Consider the following 17,828-nt stretch of genomic DNA (forward strand, 5'->3'; position numbering starts at 1 on the left):
GTGTTTCGTATTTTCTTCACCTGATTAACTGTAAAGACTGCCAGATCGGCATATTTATTATATGCTTCTGATCTGACAGTCCATCTCATTTGAAGTTTAGATCTTTCTGGTACTCTTTATTTCTCGAGTCCAGATACATCGATTCCCAGCGTCTGCGCTGTCTCTTCATTGACACTCAGCTCGCACTTGGAAGCGTCCAGATAGCCGATCGGCATCTTAGAAATATCGGCGCCCTCAGTCAGAATTTTAACGGCCTGCTCACCGGTCATGTAGCCTAACTGGTAGTAATCAATACCGTAAGTAGCAAGACCGCCTGCATCTACCATGCCCTTCTCGCCGCAGATAACCGGAAGTTTATTCTCATTTGTTACCATCGTTACGGTCGCCATACCAGCTGCGATCATGTTGTCGGTCGGTGTGTATACGCAGTCTACATTGCCAACCATAGATTCTACAACGGTAGGAATCTCATTGGAATTGGAAACGGTGTAATCTTCATACTCAATACCGGCTGTGTCGAGTGCTTCTTTCGCCATATCAATCTGAAGAACGGAGTTTGCCTCCGCGCTGCAATACAGAAGTCCGACCTTCTTTACATCTGGAATAATCTGCTGCATCAGGTCAATCTGCTCTTTAACCGGAGTCAGATCAGAAGTACCCGATACGTTGCCGCCCGGAACCTCGTTGCTCTCTACCAGACCGGAAGCCGCCGGATCGGTAACAGCGCTGACAAGAATCGGAATCGAATCCGTCACACCTGCAACTGCCTGTGCTGCCGGGGTTGCGATTGCAAAAATCAAATCATCTTTATCGTTGACCAGTTTCTCTGCGATCGTCTGGCATGCAGACTGCTCGCCAGCTGCATTCTGCTGGTCGATCTCGTATTTGATGCCTGCATCGTCCAGCGCTGCCACGAAGCCCTCATTGGTCTTATCCAGTGCCACATGCTGGGTCAGCTGTAATACGCCAATCTTATAAGTCTCGCCGTCTGCTGTCTGCTCTGCCTCTTTGCTTTCTTCTCCGTCTGCGGACTCCGCTGCTGTCGTGTCCGTACTTGCTGTCTGTCCTCCGCAGGCTGCTAGGGATGCCGCCATCGCGCCAGCCAGCATCAGGGCTGCTAATTTCTTTGTCTTTCTCATAATATCATCCTCCTGAACCTTTTCAACGTATGTAACAGATTTTCCTCTTATGCATCAAACCATGATTTATTTTTCACTTTAAAGAGCTGAACTGTTACGCTTTAAAGCAATCATACTACAAACTCCAAAAAGAGTCAACCTAAAATTCCGCTGTTTTTTAGGGAATTCAGGTTGACTCTTTTTTATTTTGCTTCCGCAATCTGCAGTTTCACCGTAAACGTTGAACCTTTTCCGACTTCCGACTCTACCTTCACGCTTCCATGATAAAAATTCACGATATGCTTGACGATCGAAAGACCAAGCCCGGTGCCGCCCTGTTTGCGGCTGCGCCCTTTATCCACCCGGTAAAACCGCTCAAAAATACGGCTCTGGCTCTCCGCCGGGATGCCGACGCCGGTGTCGCGGACCGTCAGTATCATATCCGCGCCCCAGTGCTTGACCTGCACCCAGATTTCGCCGCCCTCGTTGTTATACTTGACCGCGTTTGTCAACAGATTGTTAAACAGCTCCTGCACCTGGCGCAGATCGGCACGAATTGTGAAATTCTCGCACTCTTTATGGACTGTGATGCCGCGGGACGCCGCCTGCGCGGCAATCGAAGACAGGCTGTCCTCCAGCAGTTCCACCGTGCGGATTGTCACAATATCTGCTTTCGCACCGCGCGATTCCAGACGGGAGATCATCAAAATATCATCCACCAGGTTCGTCATCCGCATTGCCTCTTTTTTTATGCGTCCCAGAAAATCATGTGCCGTGTCCGGATCCTGTGCCATGCCGCTTTCCAAAAGCTCGACATAACCGCGGATCGAAGTGATCGGTGTTTTCAGCTCATGCGATGCATTGCTGAAAAACTCCTGCCGGATCTGTTTTTCTTTCTCAATGCGCTCCAGATATTTCTTCATATTCCGGGACATCCGCGTCGTCGTGTCCGCGATGACATTGATCTCCTCATACGGGCATTTTTCAAACTGAAAACGCGTGTAGTCGTCATCCATCCGCACCATTTCGCTGGAAATTTCCTGCAAAGGACGCGTGATTGACTGGGAAAACCGTTCCGCCTCCATTGCCGATGCAAAAAAAGCTATTCCAAAGCTCAAAAAAGCGGCCGGAATCAACATCAGGATATATTCACCCAAACCGGTTGAACAGGCAGAAAGGCGCAGTATGTATTTGCCGTCCGATGAACGGATCGCCGCGTACGCCATCTGCATTCCTAACGTTCCGGAACGGCGCACCGAATATCCATAGCCCGTCGCCAGCGCATCCTTCACTTCCTTGCGCTCCAGATGATTTTCCATCTGATTCACCTGCGCTACTTCCGTATCAGCCACCACCGTGCCATCCATCCGGATCAGCGTATAACGGCTATTATTGTCGTTCGTAAGGTCGCTCAAATCCATCAGCTGTTCTTCCACATTCCCCGTATAATCCAACATACGGTCAACGGATTCCAATGCAAAATGCATGTCCTCCCTTGACCGTTTGAGCAATACACTGCTGGTAACCACCAGAGCGATAAATGTATTCAGAACCAGCGCCAGGAATAACAGATGAATAAATTTCGTCAAAATCGCTTTTCGCATCGTTTCATCACTTTCCCGCTTCTTTTTCCTTTAAAAACCGATAGCCCACGCCGCGCACTGTCTTGATCTGGGCTCCGGCATCATGCAGCTTCTGCCGGAGTGTCTTGATGTGCATGTCCAGCGTTCTCGTCTCCCCATCATAGTCATAGCCCCAGATATGATCGAGAAGCTCGTCGCGCGTCACCACCCGGTTGATATGTTCCATGAGATATGTTAAAAGTTCAAATTCTTTGAGCGTCAGCTCCGTCCGGTCGCCGCAGGCAATCACCTCTCGCGTCTCCCGGTTGATGCTGACTTCACCGATCGTCAGGCTGGAAACCTCCTCTTTTGCAGGTTCCACCCGCTTTAAAAGGTTTCTGACGCGCGCCGAAAGCTCCAGAATACCAAACGGTTTCGTCATGTAGTCGTCAGCACCGTTGTCAAGTCCCTGTACAATATCCATCTCACGATCCTTTGCCGTCAGCATCAGGACCGGGGCTGCGGAAAAGTCCGGCATCTCCCGGATCTTGCGGATCGCCGCCATGCCGTCCATCCCCGGCAGCATCCAGTCGAATACAAACATCGCCGGATACTCCCGCTGCGCCTCCCTGCCTCTCCGGAGCAGGGCCGAGAGGTTGTCAAGCGCTTCCTCTGCCGTCTCAAATCCGCTGGCGCAGTAACCAAAGTTTTCCAGTGCCACGCAGATCAGATTCCGGATATTTTCATCATCCTCAATCACATATATCCGATATTTCATTACTGCATCTCTTCCTTTACGTAGCCAGCTACATTCTTGGCATGATCCGCGATTCTCTCATAATTTGCCAGTGCATCCAGGAAGATAACACCGCCCTCAATCTTGCATTCTCCATTGGAAAGACGGTTCATATGGCTCTCGCGCATCTCCTCCTCCATATTGTCAACCTCTTCCTCCCAGCGGGCAGTCTGACGTACTTTCTGCATGTCATGCGCCTGACGCGCCTCCACGGACGCCTCGACCGATTTAAGCGTTGCATCTGCAATCGTCCGCAGCTCTTTCAGCGCCAGATCCGAGAAATCAATATTCACATTCTCAATCCGTTTCTTGGCAAGCTCTGCTAAGTTTTCACAGTGGTCACCGACACGTTCAAGATCACCGATTGTATAATACATATTCTTAACGAGAAGATGCTGTTCATCATTCAAGGAGAGGTTGTTGATCTTTAAGAGATACTCGGTCAGCATTTTCTCCATGCGGTCGATCGTCTCTTCATTTTCAAATACCTGTTCACAGAAATTATCATCTGCATCTACTAAGGCTGCTGTCGCTATTTTCAGGTTGGCAACCGCTACCTTGCCCATGTTGACAACCTCGTTGCACGCCGTCTCAATCGCAAAGGACGGAGTTTCGAGGATACGGTCGTCTAAGTGACGGATCATCTCGGTCTCGACACTGTTTGCCGACCACTCTTTCTCTGTCTCCTTCGGTTTCGGAACAATCACATCCGATGCCTTTACCAGGAAACCGGCAAACGGGAACATAATACAGGTGTTGACAACGTTAAATACCGTATGGAAAATCGAGATTCCCACACTGTCCGCACGCGTCATCGCAAGTTCCGGATTCATCATAAACACGATGTATAAAGCAACACCAAATACAACTGCACCTGTCACGTTGAACAGAAGATGAATGACCGCCGCACGCTTTGCCGTACGGGTCGTACCGATACAGGATAACAGCGCAGTCGCACAGGTACCAATATTCTGTCCCAATGTGATAAAAACTGCCGACTGCCAGTTTACCATGCCGTTGATCGCCAGCATCTGTAAAATACCGACGGACGCGGAACTACTCTGGATGATTGCGGTAACTGCCAGACCGACTAAAACACCTAAAAGCGGATTCTGTCCCAGTACCCGGAAGGACTCGGAGAAGATCGGCGCATCCCGGTACGGCTCAATCGAACCGGACATGAAAGAAAGACCGATAAACAGGAGTGCAAAACCGATCAGGACTTCGGCACCCTCTTTTTTCTTGTGGCTCTTAGCAAACATCGTGATGAATGCGCCGATACCGAAGAGAACCGGTGCAAAGAACTCTGGCTTTAACACCTCGCCCCACTCACTCATCGACACAATCCAGCTCGTCACAGTCGTACCAATGTTGGCACCCATGATGATGCCGGTCGCCTGCAGAAGATTGATAATTCCGGCATTTACGAAACCAACGACCATAACCGTCGTCGCGGAACTACTCTGGATGATCGCGGTAACGCCCGCGCCCACCAGCACGCCCAGCAAGCGGTTCGAAGTCAGGATCTCAAGCACACGTTGTAAACGGTTGCCCGCAAACTTCTGCAGACCATCCGCCATCGACTCCATTCCATACAGGAACATTCCCAGTCCTCCAATGAACTGAAAGAGTGTTCCCAAAGTACTAATAGACATACATATTCTCCCATCATCTTTTGATCTTTACACATAGTATGTCTTCACTATATCAAATAAATGTAAAAATAACCAGCAGGAAATGTAAAATCTGTGTAAAATCTGATATTCGCAACACTGTACTGCCTGAATGAGAGGATGGTTACAGGACAGCCCGGTATCACTCCTATGGTGCCGGGTTGCGAAAACCATCTTCCACAAACCGCCCGCTCGCAAACATCGCCTGAACAGCAGCCCGGTAGTCAGACAGCTTCTGTGCCTTCTTAATCCTCTTCAATTCTTTTTCACATCCCGGAAAATGGCACTGGAAATAGTACCAGAGTTCCTTCATTTTAAACAAAGTATTCCGGTCGCCGGACATGATTTCTGCATAACCGGTCAGGAGGCGATCGTGGAATTGCTGGAAGGATTGGAGATGAGTCGAGGATGGCAGATTCCACACCTCTCCAAAAATCCACGGACTTGCAACCGCCCCTCGCCCAAACATCAACGCGGCTAATTTCGTTTTTTTCTGCATTTCGCCTTTGTCAGACGGTTCATCTTGTCCTACAATTTCTTCCATGAGCGCAGACGCATCCGCCGCCGAAAGAAGATTTCCATTATAGCTGACCGAGCAGCGGCTCTGCTCCAGCGCATACGCAAATGACTCCATCCGTATTTTCCCCTTATAATAGTCCTCGCGCACTCTCGGGTGTACAATCAGTTCTTCCAGCGGATAGTGATTATAGATTGCGAGCAGGCGTGGAAATTCAGACGCTTCTTTCATGCCGATCCGGGTTTTGATCGACAAACGCACCGGCTTTCCATCCGCAGCGTGGATTTTTTCCAATCCGTTGCAGACTTCCTCCAGAAACAAGCTCAAATCTTCCGGCTCGGCTAAAAATCCCGCGCCCTTTTTCTTCGTAACCACCGTCCCCGACGGACAGCCCAGGTTCAGATTAACCGTCCTATATCCATACTCCGCCAGTTCCTCGCAAACCCACAGAAAATCTTCCGCCGAATGCGTCAGAATCTGCGGGATCAGGCATAATCCCTGATTATGCTCTGGAAGAATATCGTTCCTCTCCCTGGATGTCAGCTTATGGCTGGAACCTGGTGCAATGAACGGACTGTAATACCGGTCAACGCCCCCATAAATGACTGCATGCGCCTGCCGGAATACGTATCCCGTGATTCCCTCCATTGGTGCAAAATCTAATTTTACACTCCTTGCATCGTTCGCGCTTATACGATTCGCGCCCACTTTTAATGCCTCTGGCTGAATCATTTTCTTCACGCTTCATTTCCTCCCAGTGATATGATATAGATCGGATTCTGCCCTTTCATCAAATGACTGGAACCAATCTTCTCCGCTTTTGCAATCTGCATGGACAGAATCTCCGCCTCTATCCCGCGCTCTTTCAGGTAACTCATAAGCACTGTCAGAGACTCCAGCGCAATCAGGTTGATCACAATCCGGATATTTGGATTCAATCGGAACAATTCATCCAGAATCTCGCGCATCTGTCCGGTTGTTCCCCCGATAAATGCCCGATCCGGTCGGTGAACACTTACCTGTGCAAATGTCTCCGGCGCCTTTCCCGGCACGATCGTGACCGCTTCTGTTCTGGCTTTCTCACAATTTGCCCGGATCAGTTCAACCGCCTCTTCCTTATATTCAAACGCACACACATGAATCCCCGGACAGCTTACCGCCGCTTCCACACTGACAGAACCCGTTCCCGCGCCAATGTCCCAGAACTCACAGTCCTCATACAATTCCAGCTTGGACAATGACACGGTCCGCACCTCACTCTTCGTCATCGGGACCTTGCCCCGGATAAACCATTCATCTCGCATTTGCTACTCCCCATTTTCTAGATTCTCATATAAATTCACTCAATTGATATATTTTTTCTGACTCCCTTTGGCACATACATCCAGCCATTTTCGCAAAAAATCTGGACAGGATGCATAATAGAGATGCGGAAATCCGCCAATCTGTCCTCCCTTTTCATGGATGCAGCGCCAGCTTCGGTTTCCGGTCGGTTTGACTGCCTCCCAGTCGGTGCCCGGATCTTCGCTCTCCCAGTAATGGAACTCATGCCCGTGAATTTCCTGACCGGATGAGGTCAGCAGACGCACATAGCCAAACCGGCGCAGGCGGTTCGTCCGGTAAGCGTCAAATGGATAAACGCCAGCCATTTCCCAGTGTTTTCCATCGCTTCCTTCAAGCGTACGGTGTAAATATAAAAATCCACCGCATTCCGCCAGAAACGGCATTCCCGCCGCAATCGACCGCCGGATACTCTCACGCATCGCCGCGTTCTTTGCCAGCTCCCGTGCATAATTCTCCGGATAACCGCCGCCAAATAAAAGCCCATCCACTCTGTCCGGGATTTTTTTATCCCTCAGTGGACTGAAATAAACCAGCTCCGCCCCCATCTGTTCCAGAAGGCGGAAATTTTCCTGATAGTAAAAGCAGAATGCCTCGTCACGGGCAACACCGATGCGGACGCGCGAGATGACTTTTTGCTCTTGACATGCTGGAAATTTCGCTATACTTTCCGCCTCCATTGATTCGTTTTCTGCTTTTTCTTTCTCTTTGTTTTCTATCCTCAATGGCAGCATCCCTGCCACTTCCAGCACCCGCTCCACCGCGATCGACTTTTCCATCTGATCTGCCAATCGCCCGATCCGCTCGCGCAGCCGATCGATCTCACCCGGCAGAAAAAGTCCCAGATGGCGGCTTTCCATGCGGTATTCCTCGGATTCCGGCAGATAACCAAGCACCGGAAGCCCCGACGCCTCCTCCACGGCTGCTGCCAGCCGCTCATAATACATCGAAGAAACCCGGTTCAAAATCACTCCGGCAATATGGCTTTTTTTCCGGAAATGTAAAAATCCAGATGCCATTGCTGCCGCCGACAACGATGCGCCCTTACAGTCCAGCACCAGAATCGCCGGCGTGTCTGTGATCTCTGCAATCTCCCAGCTGCTGGCGGACGTTTCTGTTCCGCCCAAGCCGTCATAATAGCCCATGACACCCTCTAAAACTGCGATTCCCGCCTGTTCTTCCCGCACTGCATCCGCCAGGACCTCCCGCACGCCTTCCGGTGGCAGAAAAAAGCTATCGAGATTTCGCCCGGGAATGCCGAGCACATAGCGGTGAAACATTGGATCGATATAGTCCGGTCCACATTTGCACGCGATCGGATTCAGACCGCGGCGGCGAAGGATTTCAAGCAGTCCGCAGGTCAAAAGAGTTTTTCCACTGCCGCTTTTTGGGGCGGCAAGCATGATTCGTGGACATGCTCTGACAGAAGCCTCATGTGGCAAAAGTTTATCTGCATCATTTTTATATGATTCTGTTACTCGAACATCGGATGGCATTTTTTCTGACACCATTTTCTGTTCATATATCAACTTCTCTACATTTTTTGTTTCTGTATTGTTACCATCTGTAATCTTTTCCTCTTCGTTCTGCCCACGCTTTATTTCATCCGTGACTTCCAGCAGCATCAAGCTCAAATCCGCAAACTCCAATTTTTTCATTTCTTCCGCGGTTCCCCTCCGGATCTGCTCTTCCGGGTACGATAAGCTTTCACCAACCGTCACCTGTACATTTCCATATCCCGCCTGTGTCAGACGTTCACAAAACTGTCCAGCTCCATTTTTGCCGCCCATGAGGATAAACGCACGCTTAGCCGGTTCTTCTGGATCACACAGACGTTTCATCACCCGATCGACAGACAATTCTCTTCCATGTGCGGAATAAATCGCCGCATCTTCCCAGTGCGTCCCCAGGCGTGCCGCCAGATAACTGACACAGGATGTACCCGGATAGACGGTAAATGGATAACCAGCTTCCCGCAACCGCTCTGCCATCCTGGATGCCCCGCTGAAAAAGCCGGTATCACCCGAATACAGGATGACCGCCTGCTTCCATTCCGGATGCTTCGATACAATCTGTATCACATCGTCAGGAAGATATGCTTTATAGCACTTCCTTTCTTTTTCCACCGCAGCCGCTGATTCCTGTCTGTTTTCAGTTTTTCCTTCCTTGCTAATCAGCAAATCATTCTGCAGCGCTCTCTCCGCGGATTCCAGCATACGCCCCGCGCCAATCAAGGCGTCACTCTCTCGAATTGCCCGAAGGACTTCCCCTGTCATCTGGGACGGCTGTCCCATGCCAATTCCCGCCAGAATCAAATGTGTTTTTAACTCTCCAACCTTCCCCTCATCCGCCTTCTTCAGCACCTCCATCGCCTCTTCCAGCGAAATACCATCCTCCTCCGGTCTGCGGATCACAACCACTCTGGTTCCATTTTCACGCGCCGCTTCCACCTTTTCCTGAAATCCACCCGCACGCCCGGAATCTTTCGTCAATAGCCACTCCGCTTTTGTCTGTCGGAGAAATAGCGTATTCATTTCGGTGGAAAAAGGTCCCTGCATCGCGATCAGATGGCTGCCAGTTATCCCCAATTTTTCACATTTCTTCAAAACATTCGAAGTTGGAAGCACTCTCGCATACACCCGTTTTTGATAATCTGGTATCTGGCACAGGACTTCCAGTTCTTTACTGCCGGTTGTGGCAAAAATCACGCCGGAAACAGAAGAAAGAAATGACACTGCCTCCTGAATGGAATCAACCTCGACCCAATCTCGTGCTTTGTTTTGTTCGCCCTCTGCGCGCAGGCACCGTTCCAGGCGGACACCGGTCCGTCCGCACGCTTCCTGGATTTCTTCTGAAACAAGTCTGGCATGCGGATGTGTTGCATCGATCACAAGATGAATCCCCTGGTTTCGGATAAATTCTTCCATCTGGTAACGATCCATCCGTCCACGTAAGACTTTTATCACTGAGGATGCCTGAACCGTTTTCAAGTTTTTCTTTGCAAGGCAAGTATTATGGTTCAAATCTGGATTCCCTGCATTCCCAGACTCCATCAGTTCCTCCTGCAAAAGCTCCTCTCCATACTCCGAAGCCACGCTGACCCACGCCTCAATCTTTTCCCGGCTGCAATATTCCGCCAGCAGGCGCCCTTCTGTCGTTCCTCCAAATATCCATATTTTACACATCGCGGTATCCCCTCGGTGTCACCAGACATCCATTTAACATCTGCGTTTCCTTATTTCCAATAAATACGGTCGTAAACATATCCACCTGCGTCTTTTCCAGTTCTGCCAGTGTCAGAAGGTGCACCGCCTCGCCCTCGCGGCCAATATTCTGTACATATCCGCAGGCAGTCTCACCACTTTTATACTCTAAAAGAATCCGGCAGGCACGCTCCAGATAATCGTGGCGTTTCCGGCTGGATGGATTGTAGAGGCAGATAATAAAATCTGCTTCCGCCGCTGCACGCAGCCTTTTTTCGATCACTTCCATCGGCGTCAGAAGGTCACTCAGGCTGATCACCGCAAAATCATGTCCCAACGGTGCACCGAGAATGGCTCCGCCTCCCAGCGCTGCCGTCACTCCTGGAATTACTTCCACGTTCACATCCGGGTACGCCTCTGCCATCTGCAGCACCAGCCCCGCCATGCCATAGACGCCGCTGTCCCCACTGCAGATCATTGCTGTTTTCCGACCATCCTGCGCCGCTTTTAATGCCATCTCACAGCGTTCCTTTTCCTGGCGCATCGGCGTTGTCAGAAATTCCGCCTGTGGATAAAATTCTTTTACCAGGTCCACGTATACCGTATAACCGATGATCACCTGGCTTTCCCGTAAAATGCGGTCTGCCCGGACCGTCATCTGTTCTCTCGCCCCCGGTCCAATTCCGATCACGTATAATTTTTTTTCTTCCACTGCTGCCTCCTTACTTGCTCCGATGCCGGAACCGCTACTGCTGCCGTCACACCGTTAAACGCCATTTTCTGTACTCTCAGATCGATCGCAGGCAGATTTTTCTCATCCATCTCCCGTTCCCGGTAAATCCGGCGCACCCCCATGACGGCTGCACGCTCACAAACATTTCCTACCCCTACTGTCTTCCGCACAAACGGCGATTCTGCAAACTTCGTACCGACACTTTCCAGCTCTTCCGGGGTAAAACTCCACAGTTCCACATCCCACTCCTTCGCAAGCGCCAGAAATGCCATCTCATTTTTCTTCCGATCCACCGTTGCAATCGCCCGCACCGCACTTTTATCAATCATCGCCCGAGAAAGTGCCACTCTTGCCATCTCCCGGACAGCATTCAGGGACGAATCCCGGCGGCATCCCATTCCAAGAACAACCGTTCGCGGATACAGGCGCAGAAGTTCCGGCGTACCTGATTCATTTTCCGACTCATAACTTTGCTCTTTCTTCTGCTCACTTTTCTGCCCAGGCGATCCTATATCGGATTTTCCGACAGACATATCTATCTCAGCCGCCTTCGCCGAATCGCCGGTTTCCACTGCCACTACCGCCGCTGCTTTGACTGCATCCCGCTGTTCCTTCTTCTCCTGCAGCCCAATCACCATATCCCGGCGCACCAGAGACGCTGGGGCATTTTTCGGGCATCCGCCCTGTTTCAGCGTCACATAGATGTTTTCCTTCTGCCATACGCCCGGAGTAATCTCTGCCGGAACGATTCCATCTACTGGATAATCACTGAAAAAGCCAATTTTTTCACCGCGCAGCTCCGCCGCGGAGATTTGTTTCGCTAGTTCCCGATCACTAATCACCAGCTCATTTTCCGCTGCAAATACATCAACTGCAAATGCCTGCCGCAGATCCGTTGCCGTCGTAATTACCGGTTCTGCCCCCAGAATCTGCGCCGCTGCCTCTGCCAGTTCATTGCATCCGCCCACATGTCCAGACAAAATCGGGATCGCATAACGTCCCTGCTCATCGATCACCAGCACCGCCGGATCTTTCAGCTTATCCTGCACCCACGGCGCAATCAAACGGACTGCAATCCCCGCCGCCCCGACAAACAAAATTGCTTCCTTCTCCTGAAATGCTTCCTTGACCACCTGTTTCAGCGGTTTCGAATGTTCGGATCCTGTATAATCTAAAAAGTCAAACGCCTCTTCCATCTGCTGGCTTAATTTCTCCAGCAGGCGCGTCGCCGTCTCTTTTCCCTGTGCAGTAAAGCAAATGCAGATACCGTTCCTGACCCGAAGTTTCAACTGCTCCATTTATAACAATCCCTTTCTATTACTCATATACAAAACCATCCGTCCCCTGACGGAATTCAGTTGTGAATTCTGGCGCATATAAACGTGAACGCTCGTATCCCGCCTGGGCAGTCACATCCCCGACGATAATCAGAGCTGTTTTTTTGATATTTTCCCGCTCTGCCGCCTCTGCAAGCGTGGCAACCGTGCAGACAACCCGCTTTTCATCCGGCCAGGTCGCTTTGTACACGATCGCCGCCGGCGTGTCCGCCTCATATCCGCCCTTTATCAGCTCTTCCGAAAGCTTCTTCAGCATTCCCGTGCTTAAAAATATAACCATAGTCGCATGATGCGCTGCAAACGACGCGATGCTCTCCCTCTCCGGCACCGGCGTCCGCCCCGCCATCCGGGTGATAATCACGCTCTGCGAAACGCCCGGCAAGGTATATTCCAGATTCAATGCAGATGCCGCGCCGCAGAAAGAGCTGACGCCCGGGCATACCTTATAAGAGATATTTAACTTGTCCAGCTCGTCCATCTGTTCCCGGATCGCACCATACACGCAGGGGTCGCCCGTGTGAAGCCGCACCGTCATCTTACCCGTCGATTCCGCTTCTTGGATCTTTTCGACCACTTCTTCCAGCGTCATTTTCGCACTGTCATAGACAACGGCTGATTCTTTTTTATAATCCAAAAGCTCTGGATTGACCAGAGAACCTGCGTAAATAATCTGGTCTGCCTGATTCAAAAGGCGTGCTCCCCGCACTGTGATTAAATCTGGCGCTCCCGAACCTGCTCCGACGAAATATACCATATATGTGATTTCTCCTTTTTTATTTAATATTCGAATCTCAACTTTTCGTAATTTATGATTCTTCTATCTATCATTACTTCCATGCCTCTCTCCATCTCCAGCAGCTCCCGCACATACGCATCCGCCCCAGCTGTCCGCGCCATCAGTCCATAATTGCTTGAAAATAGCATTACCTCCGTCTGAACGCCGCTCTCTTCTTCCAATACCGCTTTGACCTGATTCGCCACCTGCTCCATGACCTGTTTCAGATATCCATGTTCATATAGGAAATCTGCCGCTTCCTCAGTCGTATTCATCGGCAGCAGGGCATCTGCCTCCGGAAATCCAACGGTTCGCGCGCATGCAGACAAAATCTCCATCCGTCTGTCACCATACCGGGAATGTGTATTCATCACACCACCTGCCACTTTGACCAGTTTTCCAACATGCCCTGCCAAAAGCGCCTGGTGAATTCCTTCCTGTGAAAGCATTTTAAAGCTGGTCCCGATAAAATTACTGCACTTGATGAAATTTTCCATCGAAAGCCCGGTTTCTTCTTTTAAAAATCGTTCTCCATAATTGCCTGGCGCCACTGCCAGCAGCGAAACATCCTCCTGGGCGTGCACCCGGATATCCAGCCGGATCGTCTCAACCAATGCTGCCTCACTCATCGGGTTCACAATCCCAGTTGTTCCAAGCACCGAGATACCACCGATGATCCCCAGATGCGGGTTAAACGTTTTCTCCGCCAGCTCCCGCCCGGAAGGGATAGAAATCTCAATCCGCAAAGGTAACTCCGGCATGCCCGCCTCCCGGCGTGCCAGAGCCGCCTCCCGGAAAATAGCCGTCCGCGGTACCGGGTTGATCGCGTAATGCCCCACTGGACACGAAAGACCGTCCCGCGTCACCATGCCGATGCCCTCGCCGCCGGTTACCTCAATTCCCGGATACGCCGGGTCTGTGTAACCGCTTTCAGTTATGCTATCATGACAAGCCAGAACGGCCCGTGCACAAACCAATGTCCCATTCGTCACATCCGGATCGTCACCGGAGTCCTTCTGTACACCGCATACTGCGCTATCTTCCTCCCGCTCTGCCCGGACAATCGGCAGAATCGCCCGGACGCCGGAAGGTGTCACTGTCTCTGCCGCCGCAGGTGCTTCCCCTGTGCAGAGAAACAACACCGCCGCCCGCGTACACGCCGCCGCGCAGGTTCCGGTCGTAAATCCGGTTCGAAGTTCCTTTTTTTCATCTGTCTGTTTCTTTTCCGTCTCCATCTGCCTCCCTGTATGCCATTTTCTGCCTGAAGATTCTTCTGTCCATTATAGGAGATTTACACCCGACTTTCAACTTATTACTATTTATCTTTATTTAAAATTCCAGTAACAATCCCTCATTTTCCCCTTGCACTTTCCTCAACTGTGCGGTACAATACGGAATATAAATAAGTAGATTTAATTACATATTCAAGAAATAGTTATTATAAACGTGCAAGGACAGCTAACATGTAAATATAAAAAACCGGAAAGATCTTCTCTTTCCGGCATTTTAAGTCTCACACACTTTAAAACAATACAGTTTTAAACAACAACGTGAAACATTATTTGGTACGGACAACCAGATGGGCATTGACATACTCCCAGGAGTATGTGCCCGCTTTGCCGCCATCCTCAATGAAAAATGGAGTTACCATCTTGTAGCCTTCATCCATCATCATGGTTGCAGCTTCCAGACATGATTCCTCTTCGTTTTCAAAATCAACATTAATGCATGGATTCTCTTCCATGGAAGGATTGTCCTCATTCGGATCTAAATGTGCAATTGCGTACTGCATATGAATTCTCCTTTTCCTTATGATACTGAGAGTCTGAAAACTCCCTGCCACTCATTATAACTATCTTTCAATCAATCGTCAAGCACCTGCGGGCGCACCTTTACTATATAAAATTTTGGGGTGAAAACATGAATACAATTATCAATTTAATCGAAAAAACCTACTATTTCCTCTGGGGTGACTGGATTCATCTGCCGCTTCCTGGCGGAACAACCATCAACCTGCCGCTTCTGGTTCTTCTGCTCGTCCCGACCGGTATCTTCTGTACTATCCGGACGCGGTTCCTGCAGATCCGAATGCTTCCGGATATGCTGCGCGCGCTGCTGGAAAAGGCCGAAACCGGACACAAAGGTGGCTCTCTCTCCGCACTCCAGGCACTGATCGTGTCAACTGCGACCCGCGTCGGTATGGGAAATCTTGTCGGTATCGTTGCCGCTCTCTCCGCCGGAGGCGCCGGTGCGTTGTTCTGGATGTGGGTAACCGCGCTGCTCGGTTCGGCAACCGCTTTCATCGAGGCGACCTTAGCCCAGCTTCACAAACAGCCGGATCCGCTCTACGGCGGTTACCGCGGCGGTCCTGCTTACTACATTCACGACTGGATCAACAGCAAACGCCAGAAACAGGGCACGCCGGTTTCGAAGAAAAATCTTCTCTCCGTACTGTTTGCGCTCTCCGGTCTGATCTGCTGGTGCGGTATCAGCCAGGTCATCAGTAATTCCGTGACCTCTTCTTTTAAGAATGCATTCGGCATCCCGCCGATCTACTCATGCTTGTTTTTAGTTCTCCTTGCGGCAGTCATCGTTCTTCGGAAAAATGCCTCCGTCAGGGTTCTGGATCTGCTGGTTCCGATCATGGCAGGCATTTACATTATCCTGACCCTGTTTTTAATTATCGTGAACTTCCGCCAGCTTCCAGGCGTTTTTGCCCGCGTTTTTGAGGAAGCACTCGGTCTGCGCCAGGCAATCGCAGGCGGCTTCGGCGCCGTATTGATGAACGGTGTCAAACGGGGACTTTTCTCCAATGAAGCAGGAAGCGGTTCCGCCCCGTGTGCGGCAGCGACGGCAGAAACCTCCCATCCTGCCAAAGTCGGACTGATGCAGGCGATGGGCGTTTTCATCGACACGCTTCTCTGCACCTGTACAGCCATGATCATGCTGCTGGTCCCGGCTGATAAAATCTCCGGTCTGGAGGGCATGGATCTGCTGCAGGCGGCAATGAGCTGGCATTTCGGGGAATTAGGCGTCATTTTCATAGCCGTAATCCTGTGGCTGTTCAGTTTCACTACCTTCATCGGCATCCTCTTCTACGCCCGCTCCAATGTGAGCTACCTCTTCGGAGACACCTGGGCCGCCCAGACGGCGTACAAGATTCTCGCCCTGATCATGATGTTTGTCGGCGGACTGACCGCCTACACCTTTGTCTGGGATCTCGGTGATGTCGGTGTCGGTCTGATGACCGTCTTCAACCTGATCGCGCTGATTCCGATGTCGAAAGAAGCGCTTGTAAGCCTGCGGGATTATGAGGCAAAATATAAGAAATCATAGCCACTTTATTTCGAAATAAAAAGGGCGTGTGAAAAAACTCTCGTTTTTTCACACGCCCTTTTTCATTAATGATGGAACAGACGGATTCCCGTAAATGCCATTACAATGCCATATTTATTGCAAACCTCGATTACATTGTCATCACGAACCGATCCGCCCGGCTGTGCGATGTACTGAACGCCGCTCTTGTGCGCGCGCTCAATGTTGTCGCCAAATGGGAAGAATGCATCAGAACCAATGGTTACACCCTTCATGCCGTCCAGCCATGCGCGTTTTTCCTCACGGGTAAATACCGGCGGTTTTACCTTGAAAATTTTCTGCCATGCGCCCTCTTCCAGCACATCCATATATTCTTCTCCGATATAAACATCGATCGCATTGTCGCGGTCTGCACGCTTGATTCCATCCACAAACTGAAGATTTAACACCTGCGGAGATTGGCGCAGATACCAGTTGTCGGCTTTCTGACCTGCCAGACGGGTACAATGTACACGGGACTGCTGACCTGCGCCGATACCGATCGCCTGTCCATCCTTCACGTAGCAGACAGAGTTGGACTGTGTATATTTCAGGGTAATCAAAGATACGATCATGTCGATCTTCGCGTTATCCGGCAGCTCTTTATTCTCAGTCACGATATTCTCCAGTAGCTCACGGTTGATTGCCAGATTATTTCTACCCTGCTCAAAGGTCACGCCAAATACCTGTTTGCGCTCCACCGGAGCTGGTACATAATCCGGATCGATTTCAATGACATTGTACTTGCCATTTTTCTTTGATTCCAGAATCTCCAGAGCCTCCTTGGTATATCCCGGAGCAATCACGCCATCCGATACTTCTCTCTTGATGATGCGCGCCGTATCTGCATCGCAGACATCCGACAGAGAAATAAAATCGCCGAAGGAAGACATGCGGTCTGCACCTCGTGCTCTGGCATATGCACACGCAAGCGGAGATAAGTCTCCCATATCATCGACCCAGTAAATCTTACGCATCGTCTCGTCTAACGGAAGTCCTACCGCTGCACCTGCCGGCGAAACATGTTTAAAAGAAGTTGCCGCCGGAAGCCCAGTTGCCTCTTTCAGTTCTCTTACCAGCTGCCAGCCATTGAACGCATCCAGGAAATTGATATATCCCGGTTTGCCGCAAAGTACCTTGATCGGAAGCTCACTGCCGTCCGCCATAAAAATGCGGGACGGTTTCTGGTTCGGGTTGCATCCATATTTTAACTCAAGTTCGTTCATCTTCATTCCTCCTGTATACCCATTTAAACGCATGATTCAAATGCTGTTTCAAGTCGAACGTCCGTGAGACTTGGCGCGTGATTCTGGTCAGCGAAGCTGACATATTCTTTACAGAATCACTGCGCATCCTCGCGGAGCGTTTATCTCAGTCGGAGAATGGACTCCCACTGAGACAAACTTGCTATTACTTACC

Annotated in this window: 14 protein-coding genes; 1 reads left to right on the top strand and 13 read right to left on the bottom strand. The window is 50.5% G+C overall.

The genetic code is table 11. The annotated features are described in order from the left end of the window. Positions 1–116: 116 nt before the first annotated feature. The 12 genes from DW720_RS05185 to DW720_RS05240 all read right to left on the bottom strand — a co-directional run bounded on the left by DW720_RS05185 (position 117) and on the right by DW720_RS05240 (position 14,847). Positions 117–1,139 carry an ABC transporter substrate-binding protein gene (locus tag DW720_RS05185; RefSeq protein WP_106999973.1) on the bottom strand — a complete coding sequence of 341 codons (1,023 nt, stop codon included), beginning with the start codon at positions 1,137–1,139 and terminating at the stop codon, positions 117–119. Between the two features lie 182 nt (positions 1,140–1,321). Beyond that, a complete protein-coding gene (locus DW720_RS05190; protein WP_118742575.1) occupies positions 1,322–2,722 on the bottom strand; it encodes an ATP-binding protein in 1,401 nt (466 codons plus the stop codon). 7 nt (positions 2,723–2,729) lie between these two features. Then, the gene (locus DW720_RS05195) at positions 2,730–3,458 is read right to left on the bottom strand and encodes a response regulator transcription factor (RefSeq protein WP_117795548.1); all 729 of its coding nucleotides are present in this window, start codon (positions 3,456–3,458) and stop codon (positions 2,730–2,732) included. After that, on the bottom strand, positions 3,458–5,131 hold the full coding sequence (locus DW720_RS05200) for a Na/Pi cotransporter family protein (RefSeq protein WP_118742576.1): 1,674 nt from the start codon (positions 5,129–5,131) through the stop codon (positions 3,458–3,460). The genes DW720_RS05195 and DW720_RS05200 overlap by 1 nt, the downstream gene beginning before the upstream one ends. 166 nt (positions 5,132–5,297) lie before the next feature. After that, complete coding sequence (locus tag DW720_RS05205; protein ID WP_118570044.1) at positions 5,298–6,398, bottom strand: tRNA-dihydrouridine synthase family protein; 1,101 nt, start codon at positions 6,396–6,398, stop codon at positions 5,298–5,300. 5 nt (positions 6,399–6,403) lie between these two features. After that, positions 6,404–6,970 carry a precorrin-6Y C5,15-methyltransferase (decarboxylating) subunit CbiT gene (gene cbiT, locus DW720_RS05210; protein WP_118570026.1) on the bottom strand — a complete coding sequence of 189 codons (567 nt, stop codon included), beginning with the start codon at positions 6,968–6,970 and terminating at the stop codon, positions 6,404–6,406. A gap of 39 nt (positions 6,971–7,009) precedes the next feature. After that, complete coding sequence (locus DW720_RS05215; RefSeq protein WP_118742577.1) at positions 7,010–10,192, bottom strand: cobyrinate a,c-diamide synthase; 3,183 nt, start codon at positions 10,190–10,192, stop codon at positions 7,010–7,012. After that, positions 10,185–10,868 (bottom strand): precorrin-3B C(17)-methyltransferase, encoded by a 684-nt coding sequence (gene cobJ, locus DW720_RS05220; RefSeq protein ID WP_118742709.1) that lies wholly within the window; start codon positions 10,866–10,868, stop codon positions 10,185–10,187. Before cobJ ends, DW720_RS05215 begins: the two co-directional genes overlap by 8 nt. A gap of 29 nt (positions 10,869–10,897) precedes the next feature. Next, positions 10,898–12,241 carry a cobalamin biosynthesis protein gene (locus tag DW720_RS05225; protein WP_118742578.1) on the bottom strand — a complete coding sequence of 448 codons (1,344 nt, stop codon included), beginning with the start codon at positions 12,239–12,241 and terminating at the stop codon, positions 10,898–10,900. 19 nt (positions 12,242–12,260) lie between these two features. Next, positions 12,261–13,034: a precorrin-4 C(11)-methyltransferase gene (cobM, locus tag DW720_RS05230; RefSeq protein WP_022358712.1), complete on the bottom strand. Its 774-nt coding sequence runs from the start codon at positions 13,032–13,034 to the stop codon at positions 12,261–12,263. 23 nt (positions 13,035–13,057) lie between these two features. Then, positions 13,058–14,290, bottom strand: a complete 1,233-nt coding sequence (gene cbiD / locus DW720_RS05235; protein ID WP_106999980.1) for a cobalt-precorrin-5B (C(1))-methyltransferase CbiD — start codon at positions 14,288–14,290, stop codon at positions 13,058–13,060. Positions 14,291–14,613: 323 nt separating this feature from the next. Then, entirely contained in the window at positions 14,614–14,847 is a 234-nt protein-coding gene (locus DW720_RS05240; RefSeq protein WP_022358715.1) for a hypothetical protein, read from the bottom strand. A 128-nt stretch (positions 14,848–14,975) separates the two neighbouring features. Here DW720_RS05240 and DW720_RS05245 point away from each other — a divergent pair, with 128 nt between their 5' ends. After that, entirely contained in the window at positions 14,976–16,391 is a 1,416-nt protein-coding gene (locus DW720_RS05245; RefSeq protein WP_118472688.1) for an alanine/glycine:cation symporter family protein, read from the top strand. A gap of 65 nt (positions 16,392–16,456) precedes the next feature. Here DW720_RS05245 and DW720_RS05250 read toward each other — a convergent pair whose 3' ends face one another. After that, a complete protein-coding gene (locus DW720_RS05250; RefSeq protein WP_106999982.1) occupies positions 16,457–17,635 on the bottom strand; it encodes a phosphoribosylaminoimidazolecarboxamide formyltransferase in 1,179 nt (392 codons plus the stop codon). Between the last annotated feature and the right edge of the window lie 193 nt (positions 17,636–17,828).

The organism is Clostridium sp. AM27-28 (genome assembly GCF_003480955.1).
GTDB lineage: Bacteria > Bacillota > Clostridia > Lachnospirales > Lachnospiraceae > Otoolea > Otoolea fessa.

Excerpts from the sequence above, each read along its gene's own strand:
- DW720_RS05245 (WP_118472688.1), top strand. The coding sequence starts at position 14,976 with ATGAATACAATTATCAATTTAATCGAAAAAACCTACTATTTCCTCTGG.
- DW720_RS05195 (WP_117795548.1), bottom strand. The coding sequence starts at position 3,458 with ATGAAATATCGGATATATGTGATTGAGGATGATGAAAATATCCGGAAT.
- cobJ (WP_118742709.1), bottom strand. The coding sequence starts at position 10,868 with ATGACGGTCCGGGCAGACCGCATTTTACGGGAAAGCCAGGTGATCATC.
- DW720_RS05190 (WP_118742575.1), bottom strand. The coding sequence starts at position 2,722 with ATGCGAAAAGCGATTTTGACGAAATTTATTCATCTGTTATTCCTGGCG.
- DW720_RS05205 (WP_118570044.1), bottom strand. The coding sequence starts at position 6,398 with ATGATTCAGCCAGAGGCATTAAAAGTGGGCGCGAATCGTATAAGCGCG.
- cbiD (WP_106999980.1), bottom strand. The coding sequence starts at position 14,290 with ATGGAGACGGAAAAGAAACAGACAGATGAAAAAAAGGAACTTCGAACC.
- DW720_RS05185 (WP_106999973.1), bottom strand. The coding sequence starts at position 1,139 with ATGAGAAAGACAAAGAAATTAGCAGCCCTGATGCTGGCTGGCGCGATG.
- cbiT (WP_118570026.1), bottom strand. The coding sequence starts at position 6,970 with ATGCGAGATGAATGGTTTATCCGGGGCAAGGTCCCGATGACGAAGAGT.
- DW720_RS05250 (WP_106999982.1), bottom strand. The coding sequence starts at position 17,635 with ATGAACGAACTTGAGTTAAAATATGGATGCAACCCGAACCAGAAACCG.
- DW720_RS05225 (WP_118742578.1), bottom strand. The coding sequence starts at position 12,241 with ATGGAGCAGTTGAAACTTCGGGTCAGGAACGGTATCTGCATTTGCTTT.
- DW720_RS05215 (WP_118742577.1), bottom strand. The coding sequence starts at position 10,192 with ATGTGTAAAATATGGATATTTGGAGGAACGACAGAAGGGCGCCTGCTG.
- cobM (WP_022358712.1), bottom strand. The coding sequence starts at position 13,034 with ATGGTATATTTCGTCGGAGCAGGTTCGGGAGCGCCAGATTTAATCACA.
- DW720_RS05240 (WP_022358715.1), bottom strand. The coding sequence starts at position 14,847 with ATGCAGTACGCAATTGCACATTTAGATCCGAATGAGGACAATCCTTCC.
- DW720_RS05200 (WP_118742576.1), bottom strand. The coding sequence starts at position 5,131 with ATGTCTATTAGTACTTTGGGAACACTCTTTCAGTTCATTGGAGGACTG.